Source organism: Massilimicrobiota sp. An105 (assembly GCF_002161155.1).
Classification (GTDB): domain Bacteria; phylum Bacillota_I; class Bacilli_A; order Erysipelotrichales; family Coprobacillaceae; genus Allocoprobacillus; species Allocoprobacillus merdigallinarum.
The window spans coordinates 47,127-63,767 of the sequence record NZ_NFLY01000011.1 but is presented as its reverse complement, the minus strand read 5'-3'; the positions used below and the strand labels follow the sequence as shown (position 1 = coordinate 63,767).

Here is a 16,641-nt window from a genome sequence, read left to right as displayed (position 1 = left end):
TTTCTGTCAAAGGATTGTACAGGAAATAAAGATTCCTAAAAAGGACAGAAACAAATATACATATCGGGTTAATTTTACAAAATCCATACATATCATCAGAGAGTTTCTAAGAAAAAAAGATGGAAAGAATCCACCTGTAGAGTATCTGATAGCTAAAGAGATTCTGCCAATTCGACCCAACAGAAAATACAAGCGACATGTCAACCCAAAGACTGTCGTATGCTTTAACTATAGATATAACTAACATAGTTTATTATATACCTTGACAGATGTAGATTCAAGACTACACTTTTTGAGCTTGAGTAAATATTAAAAACCAGGAAAAATATATTTCCATACAATTCCTGGTTAAATATTGTCATCTTAACTTAATGACATTGAAGTATTACCTTAGTTCTTTTACTGTATGACCATAGGTATTCATTTCTTTTTGAATTTGTTTTATATACATAATTTTTGCTTTTTGATATATATTTTTATCCTTTAATAATTGCTTGCAATAAGGATTTTTTTCACGTAAATAATACAAGTTAACCCAATGACATGAATAATCTTTTTGATTCATAGTTGGATATAGCCAATTTTCATGTAGTAAAATAGCATTTTTATATCCTTTTTTTGCTCTTTTTTGTTGAAGATAACTTTTTATATCTTCAAAAATAATTTCCGTATGTCCATCACTATAATAAATTTTAATATAATGATGAAATCTTTCAGCTAAAATGATAGTGTTATTTGACGGCAATAATTTCCACTTCTATAAGTGCGCCTTTTGGTAAGCTTCCTACTTCAATAGCACTTCTAGCAGGATAAGGCTCTACAAAATATTGAGCATAAATGCTATTAACAGTATTAAAATCTTTCATATCGTCTAAAAATACTGTTGTCTTTACAACATGAGAAAAATCTAAATTTTGACTTTCAAGTAATCCTTTGACATTATCTAAAGCCTGTTTTGTTTGTGCTTCGATTCCTTCTGGCATTTCACCAGTTTGAGGATTCAAAGGAATTTGACCAGAGAAGAAAATAATATCTCCTAAATCAATACCCTGACTATATGGTCCAATAGCTCCTGGTGCTTTATCCGTTGATATAACTTTTTTCATTATTATTACCTCCTATGTTGTTCAATATTATAACAAATTTTCATCATAGAAACTACTGTTTATATAAAATATTATTTTTAACTTTAAAAACAGAAAAACTTTATGTTTTCACATAAAGTTTTACGCTGTTGCTTTTTCTGTTTCTTCGATCATTTCTGGTTTCACCATTTTCATAGCTTTCATTGCTTCTCTTGCTTTATAGAAACCTTTGGCTATGTTCAATCCATGATCTCCAATTCTTTCAAAATCTGTAAGAATCTTTGTATAGACAACACTGTTCTCTGTTGTACATTTTTTATCTTTTAATCTCTTAAGCTGATTCACTGTAAACTGATGATGTGTCTTGTCTATGTTCTCTTCTATTACATCAACTTTGTCTACAATGCTACTGAACTCATCATAATTCATGATTCTCAGCTCATCTAGTATATTGACACAAAGACTGCTCATGATTCCAATCTCATCCATAGCTTCATGTGAGAATCGTCTGTCTTCACTTTGAAGTAGCTCAGCCCTTTGGGCTATGTTCACCGCATGATCTCCTATTCTTTCAATGTCTGATGATATCTTCATGAATAAACCAATGGCCTGTGATCCTTCTATTGGAAATTCTGTTGAAATCGCATTTGTTGTAAAGTCTACGATATTTTTATTCAAATAGTTAATATATTCTTCATTCTTTTGTAGCTTTTCATATTTGTCTTCCTTGAACTCTATCAAAAGTTCAAATGATTTGCGGACATTGTCTATTGCAACATCTAGCATGTTCTGTGTTTCATTGAACAACTGCGTATTCGCAATAGCACTTGTTCCAATATGATAGTCGTTTGTAAAAATACCAAAGTCTAAGTATTTTAACTGCATCTTTCCTTCCAATTCTGGCTTTTCTGGTAAAATAATGAATGATAAATCGACCAGTTTTGTTCCAATTGGTAACAAGATGATTGTTGTCACAACATTAAATACTGTATGTACATTGGCAATTTGTGCAGCAACATTTGTTGGTGTTAATGATGCCATAAACGCAGCAAATGGTGTTGTCATACTAATAATAACAAAGATAATTGTTCCTATAATATTGAATGATAAGTGAATAATTGTTGTTCGCTTTGCATTTCTATTTGTCCCTATTGATGCAAGAACAGCCGTAATACATGTTCCGATATTTTGTCCAAATAAAACATAAATAGCTGATGGTAAAGTTACAACTCCACTCATCGCTAACGCCTGTAAAATACCTACTGACGCTGATGATGACTGAATGATGGCAGTAAAGACTGCACCTACTAAAATACCAATCAATGGATTTTGGAAGTTTGCGACAATACTTGCAAATTCTGCAGACTCTCTTAATGGCGCCATTGCTGTTGACATCATTTCCATCCCCATAAATAAAATACCTAAACCAGCAATAATTTCACCAATTGCATCAAGTTTCTTGCTTTTGAAAAAGGCAATCAACACAACCCCAATAAAAGCAATAATAGGTGCTAAAGCTGTAATATCCAAGGCAATCAGCTGTCCTGTGATTGTTGTCCCAATATTGGCACCCATGATGACCCATACAGCATTTTTCAATTGCATAAGTCCTGCATTAACAAAGCCTACAACCATGACTGTTGTTGCTGATGAAGATTGAATAATCGCTGTTATCAGTGCTCCAACTGCAACCCCTAAAAAACGATTTGTTGTCAATTTTTCCAAAATTGACTTCATCTTATTCCCGGCAGCCAACTCTAAACCATTTGACATCATTGTCATCCCATAAAGGAATAAAGCCAACCCTCCAAGCAAAGAGAATATGTTTGTCAGTTCCATCATGTCCCTCCTATTTATACACAAGTAAAACTTAACATATTCCTAACATAATGTAAATATTTTTAACATAATCTTAACATTTCTATCGACATTTTTCATATATTTTCTAAATCATAAAGCTATATATTATATAGGTTCTTTTATCTCATAAATGTCTTTCGCTGCTAAGTTTTTGAGAAAAATATCACGATTTCACAAAAAATCTTTCAGCCAATTCTGGATACCCTATTTCTAACGCTTTTTGAAGTTGGTTCATTTCTTTATTGACTGCATTGATTTTTGCATATATCAATATCAAGATACATAATACAGCTACAAAACCAATGGAAAAAAGATAAACTATTAAGGCCTGTTGTTGAACTTTTGTTATTCCTAAACCACCTACGCCAACAATACATATTATCAAAATGATCATAGCACGTATCCATCCCTTTTGTTTAGCATCATGGTTTCTTTTTATAACTTGATACATAGAATGAATCTCATCTAATGTATATTCCCTATTTTTTATCTTTTCTAACATGGACTTAGGTAGTCCTTTATTATAAATAACACGATATTTCATTATCCCATCCCCTTTTATAACAATTATAACATATCCAAACTTTTCATGGTTAAAATATTAGATTGATTGATCAATTCATTGTAAAGCATAAATTATATAGTTTTTGTTTACGTAAAAAGGTAATGTTCATCATAGATGCCCATTACCTTCTCTATTTATTTCATTTTTGCAAGTTCACTTGCTTTACCAATATAAGAAGCTGGTGTCATATTCACTAAAGTTTCACGGTCTTCATCAGAAAGAATATCTAAACTTTCAGCAAATTTCAAAATATCTTCTTTAGAAATACTTTTTCCTCTTGTTAGAGCTTTTAAAGTATCATAAGCATCAGGCACACCATATTTTCTTAACATTGTTTGAATTGGTTCAGCTAAAACTTCCCATTTTTCATTAAGATCATATGCTAATTTTTCTTTATTCACTACACATTTAGCAAGTCCATTTAATGTTTCATTCATAGCCTGTAAAGAATATCCAAAAGCTAATCCTAAATTTCTTTGACTAGAAGAATCAGATAAATCTCTTTGCATACGAGATTTTGGTAACTTATTAGATAAAGCTACACAAATATGATTTGACATATCTGCATTGGCTTCACTGTTTTCAAAACGAATTGGATTCACTTTATGAGGCATTGTACTACTTCCTACTTCTCCTTGAACTGGAATCTGTTTAAAGTATTCCATAGAAATATAAAGCCACATATCAACATCTAAATCCATTAAAATATTATTGAAATGACGAATACCGTCTAAAATATGACAAGTATAATCATGACTTTCAATTTGTGTTGTTAATGGATTGAAAGTTAAACCTAAATATTCTTCAACAAATTTCTTAGCTTGTGCAGGCCAGTCAACATTTGGAAAAGCTGTTAAAATGGCACTATAATTTCCTGTTGCACCATTGAATTTTGCTTTAATCTGAATATTTTTAATATTTTCAATACTAGAAGCAAAACGATAAGCATAGACTTTAAATTCTTTACCAATTGTTGTTGGTGTCGCTGGTTGACCATGTGTATGTGCCAACATGGCATCATCACTATGTTCAATTGCCCATTTATTCATTGCATCTACAACTTCATTTGCTTTTTTTAACCAGACATCTTGTAAACCATGTTTAATCATACAAGCATAAGACGTATTATTGATATCTTCTGAAGTACAACCGATATGAACAAAGCTGATTAAATCATCGTAACCCATTTCTTTTAAAGTATTACCAATATAATATTCTACAGCTTTAACATCATGACGTGTTGAAGATTCAATCTCTTTAATTTTGGCAAAAGCTTCTTCATCAAAATGATTAGCTATATCTTCAATTTGTTTCATATTGGCTTGATCAAAGTTCTTTAAGATATCACTTTCAATATTTTCAATCAAGAACTTTAACCACTGAATTTCTACATATACACGATATTTAACTAAAGCATATTCACTAAAATATTGGGCAAAAGCATCTTTGACATTACTATAACGTCCATCTAAAGGACAAAGTGTCATACTTTCAAAAATTTGTCTTTCCATTTATTTACCACCTTTAAAATAATTTACACCTGCTTCAAATAATTTCTGATCCATTTCACCATAAATATTCTTATTTCTATTTTCACCTTGACGTTCACTATGAGCCATTTTTCCTAATACACGTCCATTACTTGAAACAATACCTTCAATAGCCATCATTGATCCATTAGGATTATATGGTGAAACCATAGTTGGCTGATTGTTTTCATCTACATATTGACTAAAAACCTGACCATTTTCAAATAATTGTTCAATGACTTCTTTTGGAGCAACAAAACGTCCTTCTCCATGAGAAATAGGAACAGTATGAATATCTCCTACATTCACACCTGTTAACCAAGGTGATTTTACAGAAGCAATTCTTGTATTCACCATCTGAGATAAGTGACGACCAATTGTATTGAATGTTAATGTTGGATCATTTTCATCCATATCTTTAATATGTCCATAAGGAAGTAATCCTAATTTCACTAATGCCTGGAATCCATTACAAATTCCAATCATCAATCCATCACGATTTTCTAATAAATCATCAATGGCAGCTTTTAGTTTTGGACTTCTTAAAACTGTCGCAATAAATTTACCAGATCCTTCTGGTTCATCACCAGCACTAAATCCACCAGGTAACATCATAATTTGTGATTGACGAATAGCCTTTTCTAATTCTTCAACAGAATCTTTCATTTCTTGAGCTGTTTTATTTCGCATCAAGACGAGTTGAACTGTTGCGCCAGCACGTTCAAAAGCACGTTTTGAATCATATTCACAGTTTGTTCCTGGGAATACTGGAATAACAACTTTGACTTCATCATATGTCTGTTTTGCTTTTAATTCACTTCTTTGATGACAGTCTTTCACAATCATATCACTTGTTGGAGCTTTTTCTGTTGTTGGATAAACATCATTTAAAACAGATTCATAAACTTGATAAGCTTCATCTAATGATAAAGTTTCATCACGATATATCATAACAGATGAATCAACTGTATGTCCAATAATTCTTGTATGTGGCAATGTCACAACTGAACCATTTTCAACTTCTAAGATGATATGTCCATAATCTTTTTGAACGAAGCTTTCTAATGCCAATTCATCATTCAATTGTACACCAATTGCATTTCCAAATGCCATTTTATAAACAGCTTCAATCACACCACCATCTTTGACAGTATAAGCACTATAAACCTGTTTATTTTTCATCAATTCCATAATACCATCATATTGTGCTTTTAAAGCATCAAAGTCAAAAATATGGAATTCATCTTTTGGTAACATCACTTCTACCAAAGTATGATGAGCTGCTTTTAATTCTGGTGTCATCACATCTTGCACATCTCCACCAGTAATCGCAAAAGAGACAAGTGTTGGTGGTACATGTATATCTTCAAATGAACCTGACATAGAATCTTTTCCTCCAATAGATGGAAGTTTCATCTCAGATTGAACACGATATGCACCAAGTAATGCTGCAAATGGTTTTCCCCATTTTTCTGGAATATCAAGTAATTTTTCAAAATATTCCTGGAAAGAGAAACGAATTGTATGATAATCTCCACCCATTGCGACAATTTTCGCAATAGATTCAACAATCGCATAAATAGAACCATGATAAGGTGACCATTTTGAAATGACAGGATTATAACCATAACTCATGATTGAACATGTTGTTGTTTCTTTTTGTAATACCGGAATTAAAGCGACCATACCTTCAGTTTCAGTTCTTAAAGTCTTTCCACCAAATGGTGATAAAACAGTTCCATTACCGATAGATGAGTCAAATCTTTCCACCAATCCTTTTTGGCTACAAACAGATAAACGACTTAACACATCTTTTGAAGTTTTGACAAATGATGTCTGTTTCACTTCATCAAAAGGTGTATGATCAAAATCAGGTAATTCAACATGAATATTCTGATAACGTGAAGCTCCATTCTTATCTAAGAAACCACGATCAATATCTACAACTGTCTGTCCCATATAAGACATTGTTAAACGGTTTTTGTCAGTGACTGTTGCGACTTTGACAACTTCAAGATTTTCCTGATCACAGGCAGCTTTAATAAAAGCTTCATCACGAGGATCAATCACAATAGCCATACGTTCCTGAGATTCAGAAATCGCTAATTCTGTTCCTGTTAAACCTTCATATTTCTTTAAGACAGCATCTAAATTGATTTCCAGTCCATCTGCCAATTCACCTACGGCTACACAGACTCCACCTGCCCCAAAGTCATTACAACGCACAATACGTTTTGACACTTCAGGATTTCTAAATAATCTTTGAATTTTTCTTTCTTCTACTGGATTTCCTTTTTGAACTTCAGCTCCAGCTGTTGTTGTGGTTTTTAATTCATGTGATTTTGATGAACCTGTCGCTCCACCAATACCATCACGACCAGTACGTCCACCAATCAATAAAACAATATGTCCTTTTAATGGTTCTAAACGTTTCACCTGATCTTTTGGTGCAGCTGCCACAACGGCACCAAGTTCCATACGTTTTGCAAGGAATCCATCATCATAAATTTCATGGACAAAACCAGTTGTTAAACCAATCTGGTTTCCATAGCTTGAAAAACCATGAGCTGCTTCCTGACAGATTTTACGTTGAGGAAGTTTTCCTTTCATTGTTTCGTCTAATGGCTGTCTTGGATCTCCAGCTCCTGTAATACGCATAGACTGGTAAACATAAGCACGTCCTGAAAGAGGATCACGAATGGCACCACCTAAACATGTTGCTGCCCCACCAAATGGTTCAATTTCTGTTGGATGGTTATGTGTTTCATTTTTAAACATCAATAGCCATTCTTCATCACCTTCATTGGTATGAACAGTCAATTCTACAGAACAGGCATTAATTTCTTTAGAAACTTCTAAATCATCTAAATAGCCTGTTTTTCTTAATTCTTTCATAGAAATCGTTGCTAAATCCATTAAAGTTAATGGACGATCTGTATTCACACCATAAACCAAATGACGTGATGTTTTATAATTTTCAACATCTTTTTCTAAAATTTCTTTAAATGCACCATTTTCAATGTCTAAATCTGTAATGATTGTCGCAAATGTTGTATGACGACAATGATCAGACCAATATGTATCTAATACCTTTAATTCAGTTTCTGTTGGATTACGTTTTTCTTCATTTTTAAAGTAATCTTGAGTGACTTTTAAATCATCTTCATTCATGGCCATACCATTATCTTGTATAAAGCGTTTCAATTCATCATCACTCATATCCATAAATCCATCAATAATTGGAACAGGGTTAATATGTACATCTTCATCATTCAAATGTTCTGGTTTATCTAATGAAGCCAAACGCTGATCTACTGGATTAATCAAATAATTTTGAATATCTTTGACATCATCATCAGATACCTGTCCTTCTAAAACAATTAATTTGGCACATTTGACCTTAACATTTTTTTCACCTGTTAAAACCTGAAAACATTGCTCACAGGCATCAGCTCTCTGGTCATATTGTCCAGGTAAAAATTCAATCGCAAAAGCTTTTTGATGTTCATTTAAAGGATAATCTTCCTGATAAATTTCATCAACCATAGGTTCACTTAAAATTGTTGGAATCCCTTGTTTAAGAACATCTTCACTGACACCTTGAAGATCATAACGATTCACAACATGAACACCTGTCACTGTTTCTATTTTTAATTGTGTCTGAATATTATTTAATAACTCATTTGCTTCAATAGCATATGCACTTTTCTTTTCAACATATACACGATAGACTTTACTCATCTTTTCACCTCAATTTAATCCAATATCTTTACGATAATATTTACCATCAAAATCAATAGTCTTGGCAGCCTGATAAACTTTATCACGTGTTTCCTCTAATGTTTGACCATAGGCACAAATATTTAAGACACGTCCTCCATTTGTTACAAGCTCACCATTTTGATTGATAGCAGTTCCAGCATGGAAAATCACGATATCTTCATCAACCTGATCAATACCCGTAATAACCTTGCCTTTTTCATAGCTTCCTGGATAACCCTGACTTGCCAAAACAAGACAGGCCACATGTTCGTCTTTCCATTGAATATCAATATCTTTTAATGTTTTTGTACTTACAGCATACATAATATCAAATAAATCTGTATCTAATCTTAAAAGAATAGATTGTGTTTCAGGATCTCCAAAGCGAACATTGAATTCAAGAACTTTTGGTTGATTATTTTCGATCATCAAACCAATAAAAACAACACCTCTATAATCCATATGATCAGCTTTTAAACCAGCCATAAATGGTTCTAGAACATCTTTTTTCAAAATCTCTTCCATTCCCTCTGGTAAGAAAGGATTTGGAGAAACAGTTCCCATACCACCTGTATTTGGTCCTTTATTTTCATCATAGATTTGTTTATGATCCTTAGCACTCACCATGGGAACGATTGTTTCACCATCAGTAAAACAAAGAAGCGAACATTCAAATCCAGTTAAGAATTCTTCTAAAACAACTGTTTTTCCAGCTCCGTCTAAAGCTCCTTCTATCATCATTTCCTGTAAAGCCAGCTTTGCTTGTGATTCATTTTCACAAATCACAACACCCTTACCAGCTGCCAATCCATCTGCTTTGACAACAACAGGATAATCAAATGAAGTTAAAGCTTCAATAGCCTCTTCATAAGAGTGAACTTCCTGATAGGCGGCAGTAGGAATATGATGTCTTTTCATAAAATCCTTAGAAAAAGCTTTACTTCCTTCCAAAGTTGCAGCCTGTTTCGTTGGGCCAAAAACTTTATGTCCATGACTTTCCAATAAATCAGCTAATCCCATGCATAAAGGCACTTCAGGTCCAATCACTGTAAAATCAATCGCATGTTCTTCAACAAATTTTAAAATACTATCTAAATCTTCTACATGACCAGGATGACAAGTTCCAATTTCAGCCATACCTGGATTTCCTGGTATAGCATGAATTTCATCAACTTTCTGGCTTTTATTTAAAGCATAAGCAATCGCATGTTCACGACCACCACTACCAATAACTAATACTTTCATGGTTTCCTCCTCTTATGATTTTGGATATACAACTTTAAATTTTTCACACACAACTAACATGTCCTTATGAAACTGCTGACCCATATTTTCCATTTCCTGTGTAAAAAAATCTGCATGTATTTTTCGCCAATAATCAAGCGTACGATCTCCCTCTCCCTCTAAATAAGCATGCTCATCATTCACTTGATCAAAGGGAATGATGGTAACTTCTGTCGTTTGAATGATACATACAGCATGATCTTGTTTATCTAAGATAATGCTGTAACTTCCAACCTGTGGTAGAGGTTCATCGTATTGGACATATATGGGATAAGCTGAAGATGTTGCTGTTTTGATTTTCAGCAATGTCAGTAAAGCAAGCCCATTGGCATGACTACCATACTGCCATGCATCGTAACTATCTCCAGCTTCTTTGTCCAAAAACTTATCCCACATCTGTTTCGCATTCATTATTTATATCTTAATGTCTAAAATGTCTATATCCACTAAAGACCATTGGAATATTCTTTTCATTACACAAATCAATAGAATCTTGATCTCTGATACTTCCACCTGGTTGAATAATAGCGCCAACTCCTGCCTTGGCAGCAACTTCAACACAGTCATTAAATGGGAAGAAAGCATCACTGGCTAAAACTGAACCTTCGAAATTCTTATCAGGATTGTTTCTAATAGCATTTTCTAAAGCCCAGACACGTGAAGTCTGTCCTCCACCAATAGCCAAAGTCACACCATTTTTCACAATACAGATTGCATTTGATTTGACATATTTGACAACTTTCATACCAAATTCCATATCTGTTAGCTGTTCTGGTGTAGGCTTTGCTTCAGTGACAACTTTCATTTCATCAATCATCTTTGTATTTAACTCTTGGACAAGCACTTTACCTTCAAGATATTTAATATCATATTTGGCATCTCTGGCATCTAAATTCTTTAATTTTAAGATACGTAAGTTTTTCTTTTTCTTTAAGATTTCCAAAGCATCCGCGTCAAAATCAGGTGCTGCAACGATTTCTAAGAAAATCTTATGCATCTGTTCAGCTGTCTGTTTATCAATTTTATAGTTCACGGCTACAATTCCACCAAAGATAGATTGTGGATCTGCTTCATAAGCTTTCATATAAGAATCATAACCAGTTTCACCAATCGCAACCCCACAAGGTGTTGAATGTTTAATAGCCGCTGTAACAATCTGATCACCAAATTCTCTCACTAAAGCCACAGCTCCATATAAATCGTTGACATTATTGAAAGAAATTTCTTTTCCATGTAATTGTTCATAATCTAATAATGATTTTTGAACATAGCTGTCTTCATATTTATTAGCTGCCTGTTGAGAGTTTTCTCCATAACGTAAATGTTCCACTTTCTTTAATGAAATGTTTAAAGTATCAGGGAATTCATCATGACATACATCTGCAAAATAACGTGAAATCATGGCGTCATAAGCCCCTGTTGTACTAAAAGCTTTATAAGCAAGACGTAATCTGAAATCATAATCAGTCTGATTGTTTTCAATAGCTTCTAAGACTTTTGCATAATCACTTGGATCAGTGACAATCAAAACATCTTTGAAGTTTTTAGCAGCACTTCTAATCATAGAAGGTCCACCAATATCAATATTTTCAATCATATCTTCCATTGGTTTTCCAGCTCTTAAAGCTTTTTCAAATTCGTATAAATTCACACAAACCAAATCAATAGGTTGAATATGATGTTCTTGAACTGTTTTCACGTGTTCTGGATTATCTCTTTTAAATAAAAGTCCACCATGAACTTTAGGATGTAAAGTTTTCACTCTCCCATCCAACATTTCAGGAAAACCAGTGACATCATCAATCGCAATACAGTGAACACCATTGTCTTCTAAAACTTTCATTGTTCCACCAGTAGAAACAATTTCAAATCCAAGTTTCACTAAACCTGATGCAAAATCAACAACACCATCTTTATTTGTTACAGAAATCAAAGCTCTTTTCACTTAAATCACCTTTGCCCTTCCATTTTCTACTTTTATTCTTCCATCACAATATAACCCGACAACTTCAGGTAAGATGCGATGTTCAATCTCTAAAACTCTAGCCTGTATATCTTCTGGTTTATCTAAATCCGAAATATCACAGGCAACCTGCTTAATGATAGGACCACCATCTATTTCACTGCTGACAAAATGAACAGTCGCCCCACTGACTTTCACGCCTCTATTCAAAACAGCTTCGTGGACATGCATTCCGTACATACCTGCCCCACAAAATGAAGGAATCAATGAAGGATGAATATTGATAATCTGATTTGGATAGGCATCAATCAGTTCATCTGTTAAAATGGCTAAATAACCAGCTAAAACAACCAAATCAATGTTTCTTTCCTTTAACATTGATACAATCAATGTATCATTCTTTTTGACAACTGCTGTTTCAATCCCTGCTTTTTGAGCACGCTGTAAACCATAAGCTTTTTGACGATTAGAAATCACAAGTTCAATCGTTCCATTGATTTTTCCAGCCTGACAGGCATCAATAATTGATTGCAAATCTGTGCCACCACCAGATATCATCACAGCAATCTTTAACATAACTGAACTCCTTTTTGACCTTCTTCAATATGTCCAACAACATAACAATGATCACCTGCTTCTTCAATAGCTTTCATAGCTGTGTCAACATCTGCAGGATCTAAAGCAATCACCATTCCTAGTCCCATATTAAACGTATTATACATCATCTGTTCTTCGATTTGTCCATTCTTTTGAATCAGATTGAAAATAGGTGGGATAGGATAACTATCTTTACGAATGAGGGCTAATGCATGATCTGGTAACATTCTTGGAACATTTTCATAAAATCCTCCACCTGTAATATGTGAGCATCCTTTGACTTGAACGCCAGCTTTTTTGATATTTTTTAAAGCTTTGACATAAATTCTTGTTGGTGTTAATAATGTTTCACCCAATGTTCCATTTAATTCATCATAATATGTTTCTAATGATTCTTTTGTGATATCAAAAACTTTTCTCACAAGTGAAAAACCATTACTATGCACACCACTAGATGCGATACCAACCAAAACATCACCAGCTTTGATATTTGAACCATCAATAATATCTTTTTTATCAACAACACCTACTGCAAAACCAGCCAAATCATAATCATCTTCAGGCATTAATCCTGGATGTTCTGCTGTTTCACCACCAACTAATGCACATTCAGATTGAAGACAACCTTGAGCCACCCCTTTAACAATGGTTGCAATTTTTTCAGGATAGTTCTTTCCACAGGCAATATAATCCAAGAAAAACAATGGTTCTCCACCACTACATGCAATATCATTGACACACATCGCAACAGCATCAATACCAATCGTATCATGTTTATCCATCACAAAAGCTAATTTCACCTTTGTTCCACAACCATCAGTTCCTGATAATAAAACAGGTTCTTCCATATTTTTAATGGCACTTAAATCAAATGCTCCAGCAAAACCACCAAGTCCACCAATGACTTCAGGACGCATCGTTGCTTTGACATGTTCTTTCATTAATTCTACTGATTTGTATCCAGCTTCAATATCTACACCAGCTTTTTTATAATCCATACTTTTTCTCCTTATTTATTTTCCATTCTTGCTAAAACGGCTTTATAAGTTTCAATTAAATCACCAATATCTTGTCTAAAGACATCTTTATCATATTTTTGATTTGTATCAACATCCCATAAACGACAAGAATCAGGTGAAATTTCATCTGCCAATAAGATTTGACCATCTTCAGTTTTACCAAATTCAATTTTAAAATCTACTAATTTTAAATTTAATTTTAAGAAGAATGCTTTTAATAATTCATTAATCTTTAATGTTGTTTCACGGATATATTTTAATTCATCACGCGTTGCCAGTCCCAATGCTACAGCATGATCATCATTGATTAATGGATCTCCATAGTCATCATTTTTATAACTTAATTCGAATATTGGTTCATCTAAGACAATACCTTCTTTTGCTCCTAATCTTTTACAGAATGATCCTGTTGTAATGTTTCTAATAATGACTTCTAATGGGAAGATTTCTACTTTTTTAACACGAATATCTCTTTCATTGATTTTTTCAATCATATGTGTCTTGATTCCTGCTTCTTCTAACATATCAAAGATAATACAAGAAATCGTATTATTTAAGACACCTTTTCCTTCAAACTGATCATGTTTCACACCATTACCAGCTGTTGCATCATCTTTATAATGAATGATGTATTCATTTGGATTTTCTGTTTCATAAACTTGTTTTGCTTTTCCTTCATATAATAATTTTGCCATTGTTTTGTTCTCCTTTTTTATTGATATTTTTCCATAACTTCCTGATTTGCTTTCATTGCCTGTTTTTCATTATCCTGACGGAAGGCGATGAGTTTTGTTTTTAATTCTTCATGATGTACAGCCATCATCTGTAATGCTAAATAAGCTGCATTTTTACTTCCATTGATAGCGACTGTTGCAACTGGGATACCAGAAGGCATTTGAACAATTGACAACAAAGCGTCCATACCATCTAATGTTGCGCCACTTAGTGGAACACCAATAACAGGTAATACTGTTTGCGATGCGACAACACCTGGTAAGGCAGCGGCCATACCTGCTGCTGTAATCACGACCTCTGTCCCATTTTGATTGATTTCCTTCATAAACTCACTAAGTCCTAGATGAGCACGATGAGCTGATAAACATCTCACCTGAACTTCAACACCATAATCTTTTAAAATTTGAATAGCTGGTTCAACTTTAGGTAAATCACTTGTTGAACCCATAATCACTGCTACTTTCATTTCTCCATCTCCTTCTATTTAAAATAATCCAACAATCTTGCCATCTTCATCAATATCCATATTCACGGCAGCTGGTTGTTTTGGTAATCCAGGCATACGCATAATATCGCCACTAATAGCGACTAAAAATCCTGCACCTGTATTTGGAATCAAATCATTGATTTCAACCACAAATCCATGAGGACGACCAAGCAATGTTGGATCATCAGATAATGAATATTGTGTTTTTGCGACACAGATTGGTAATTGACCTAATCCCTGTGCTTCATATTTTTTCATTTTATTCATGACCTTCTTAGTGAAAGTCACATCATCCCCACCATAGATTTCTTTTGCAATGACTTTGATTTTGTCAGCAATTGGCAAATTCAAATCATATAATGGCTCAAAATGAGCTTCTTTTGTATCTAAGACTTCTAATAATTTTTCAGCCAATTCAATGCCACCATCTGCTCCTTTTGCCCACACTTCACTAATGGCAACATCGACACCTTTTTGTTTACAGATTTCCTTTAATAATTCAAGTTCAGCCTTTGTATCGGTTGGAAAAGCATTAATAGCAACAACACTAGGCAAATGGTATTTATGAATATTTTCAATATGCTTTTCTAAGTTTTCAATTCCTTTTCTAAGGGCATCTAAATTTTCTACTGCTAAATCTGTTTTCTTTACGCCACCATGCATTTTAAGCGCACGGACAGTTGCGACAATAACAACTGCATCTGGTTTTAATCCAGCCTGACGACATTTGATATCTAAGAATTTTTCAGCACCTAAATCAGCTCCAAAACCAGCTTCAGTAATAGCATAATCACCTAATTTCATAGCTAAATTTGTTGCCATAACAGAGTTACATCCATGTGCAATATTCGCAAATGGACCCCCATGAACAAAGACTGGCGTATGATCAAGTGTTTGGACTAAATTTGGCTTAATAGCATCTTTCAATAATAATGTGACAGCTCCTGTGGCCTGAATATCATCCACCGTCACAGGTTCACCAGCATGATTATAAGCCACAATCATACGTCCCGCACGTTGTTTTAAATCTTCCAATGATGTTGCTAAACACAAAATAGCCATAACTTCACTCGCCACTGAAATATCAAATCCATCTTCTCTAGGAACACCATTGACTTTACCACCAAGTCCCACAACAATATGTCTTAATGCACGATCATTAAGATCTACACATCTTTTCCAGACAATCTGTCTTGTATCAATATCCAATGGGTTTCCCTGTTGAATAGAATTGTCTAACATCGCTGCAATTAAATTATTGGCAGTCGTAATAGCATGAATATCACCAGTAAAATGCAGATTGATATCTTCCATTGGAACAACTTGAGCATAACCGCCACCAGCTGCACCACCTTTCACTCCAAAACATGGACCTAAACTTGGTTCACGCATAGCCACAACAGATTTTTTCCCTAATTTATTCAAAGCTTGAGATAATCCAATCATTGTTGTTGTCTTTCCTTCACCTGCAGGTGTGGGATTAATGGCAGTCACTAAGATTAACTTTCCATTTTCTTTTTCCTTAAGTTGAGAAATCGCTTCTAATGAAATCTTAGCTTTATACTTACCATAAAGCTCCAAATCATCTTCATCAAGTCCAACTTTTTCAGCAATCTCCTTGATGGGTTTCATTTTTGCACTTTGTGCAATCTCTACATCTGTTAACATCATTAAACACCCTTTCTTTTTTTATTTTTAGGACTTCTTGACACTTTCTTTATATCACAAATTCATGGTTTTGACTATTGATATCGC

General features: G+C 33.8%; 14 protein-coding genes and 1 pseudogene. 1 reads left to right on the top strand and 14 read right to left on the bottom strand.

The features are described 5' to 3' along the window. Positions 1-244: pseudogene (locus tag B5E48_RS13770) on the top strand (IS4 family transposase); the annotation flags it as partial. A 141-nt stretch (positions 245-385) separates the two neighbouring features. On the opposite strand, the gene B5E48_RS04815 reads toward B5E48_RS13770, so the two are convergent. The 14 genes from B5E48_RS04815 to B5E48_RS04750 form a co-directional block, all read right to left on the bottom strand. Then, positions 386-745 (bottom strand): hypothetical protein, encoded by a 360-nt coding sequence (locus B5E48_RS04815; protein WP_087244435.1) that lies wholly within the window; start codon positions 743-745, stop codon positions 386-388. Then, on the bottom strand, positions 732-1,106 hold the full coding sequence (locus tag B5E48_RS04810; protein ID WP_087244434.1) for a RidA family protein: 375 nt from the start codon (positions 1,104-1,106) through the stop codon (positions 732-734). Before B5E48_RS04810 ends, B5E48_RS04815 begins: the two co-directional genes overlap by 14 nt. A 120-nt stretch (positions 1,107-1,226) precedes the next feature. Next, positions 1,227-2,924: a Na/Pi cotransporter family protein gene (locus B5E48_RS04805; protein WP_087304251.1), complete on the bottom strand. Its 1,698-nt coding sequence runs from the start codon at positions 2,922-2,924 to the stop codon at positions 1,227-1,229. Between the two features lie 184 nt (positions 2,925-3,108). Next, positions 3,109-3,489 carry a hypothetical protein gene (locus B5E48_RS04800; protein ID WP_087304250.1) on the bottom strand — a complete coding sequence of 127 codons (381 nt, stop codon included), beginning with the start codon at positions 3,487-3,489 and terminating at the stop codon, positions 3,109-3,111. Between the two features lie 155 nt (positions 3,490-3,644). After that, positions 3,645-5,021 carry an adenylosuccinate lyase gene (gene purB, locus B5E48_RS04795; protein ID WP_087244431.1) on the bottom strand — a complete coding sequence of 459 codons (1,377 nt, stop codon included), beginning with the start codon at positions 5,019-5,021 and terminating at the stop codon, positions 3,645-3,647. After that, entirely contained in the window at positions 5,022-8,780 is a 3,759-nt protein-coding gene (locus tag B5E48_RS04790; RefSeq protein WP_087304249.1) for a phosphoribosylformylglycinamidine synthase, read from the bottom strand. A 9-nt stretch (positions 8,781-8,789) separates the two neighbouring features. Beyond that, positions 8,790-10,046, bottom strand: a complete 1,257-nt coding sequence (gene purD / locus B5E48_RS04785) for a phosphoribosylamine--glycine ligase (RefSeq protein WP_087304248.1) — start codon at positions 10,044-10,046, stop codon at positions 8,790-8,792. 12 nt (positions 10,047-10,058) lie between these two features. Further along, complete coding sequence (locus tag B5E48_RS04780) at positions 10,059-10,496, bottom strand: ASCH domain-containing protein (RefSeq protein WP_087296674.1); 438 nt, start codon at positions 10,494-10,496, stop codon at positions 10,059-10,061. A gap of 10 nt (positions 10,497-10,506) precedes the next feature. Further along, positions 10,507-12,030 carry a bifunctional phosphoribosylaminoimidazolecarboxamide formyltransferase/IMP cyclohydrolase gene (purH, locus tag B5E48_RS04775; RefSeq protein ID WP_087296673.1) on the bottom strand — a complete coding sequence of 508 codons (1,524 nt, stop codon included), beginning with the start codon at positions 12,028-12,030 and terminating at the stop codon, positions 10,507-10,509. Beyond that, positions 12,031-12,624, bottom strand: coding sequence for a phosphoribosylglycinamide formyltransferase (gene purN / locus B5E48_RS04770; protein ID WP_087244426.1), 594 nt, complete (start codon positions 12,622-12,624; stop codon positions 12,031-12,033). Then, positions 12,618-13,643: a phosphoribosylformylglycinamidine cyclo-ligase gene (purM, locus tag B5E48_RS04765; protein WP_087304247.1), complete on the bottom strand. Its 1,026-nt coding sequence runs from the start codon at positions 13,641-13,643 to the stop codon at positions 12,618-12,620. Before purM ends, purN begins: the two co-directional genes overlap by 7 nt. An 11-nt stretch (positions 13,644-13,654) precedes the next feature. Beyond that, a complete protein-coding gene (purC, locus tag B5E48_RS04760; RefSeq protein WP_224759479.1) occupies positions 13,655-14,380 on the bottom strand; it encodes a phosphoribosylaminoimidazolesuccinocarboxamide synthase in 726 nt (241 codons plus the stop codon). After that, the gene (purE, locus tag B5E48_RS04755; protein ID WP_087244423.1) at positions 14,377-14,865 is read right to left on the bottom strand and encodes a 5-(carboxyamino)imidazole ribonucleotide mutase; all 489 of its coding nucleotides are present in this window, start codon (positions 14,863-14,865) and stop codon (positions 14,377-14,379) included. Before purE ends, purC begins: the two co-directional genes overlap by 4 nt. An 18-nt stretch (positions 14,866-14,883) precedes the next feature. Further along, positions 14,884-16,554, bottom strand: coding sequence for a formate--tetrahydrofolate ligase (locus tag B5E48_RS04750; protein WP_087244422.1), 1,671 nt, complete (start codon positions 16,552-16,554; stop codon positions 14,884-14,886). Positions 16,555-16,641: the final 87 nt, after the last annotated feature.

Coding starts and splice junctions, on each gene's coding strand:
- B5E48_RS04780 (WP_087296674.1), bottom strand. CDS start 10,496: ATGAATGCGAAACAGATGTGGGATAAGTTTTTGGACAAAGAAGCTGGA.
- purB (WP_087244431.1), bottom strand. CDS start 5,021: ATGGAAAGACAAATTTTTGAAAGTATGACACTTTGTCCTTTAGATGGA.
- purN (WP_087244426.1), bottom strand. CDS start 12,624: ATGTTAAAGATTGCTGTGATGATATCTGGTGGTGGCACAGATTTGCAA.
- B5E48_RS04790 (WP_087304249.1), bottom strand. CDS start 8,780: ATGAGTAAAGTCTATCGTGTATATGTTGAAAAGAAAAGTGCATATGCT.
- purM (WP_087304247.1), bottom strand. CDS start 13,643: ATGGATTATAAAAAAGCTGGTGTAGATATTGAAGCTGGATACAAATCA.
- B5E48_RS04805 (WP_087304251.1), bottom strand. CDS start 2,924: ATGGAACTGACAAACATATTCTCTTTGCTTGGAGGGTTGGCTTTATTC.
- B5E48_RS04750 (WP_087244422.1), bottom strand. CDS start 16,554: ATGTTAACAGATGTAGAGATTGCACAAAGTGCAAAAATGAAACCCATC.
- purE (WP_087244423.1), bottom strand. CDS start 14,865: ATGAAAGTAGCAGTGATTATGGGTTCAACAAGTGATTTACCTAAAGTT.
- purD (WP_087304248.1), bottom strand. CDS start 10,046: ATGAAAGTATTAGTTATTGGTAGTGGTGGTCGTGAACATGCGATTGCT.
- B5E48_RS04810 (WP_087244434.1), bottom strand. CDS start 1,106: ATGAAAAAAGTTATATCAACGGATAAAGCACCAGGAGCTATTGGACCA.
- B5E48_RS04800 (WP_087304250.1), bottom strand. CDS start 3,489: ATGAAATATCGTGTTATTTATAATAAAGGACTACCTAAGTCCATGTTA.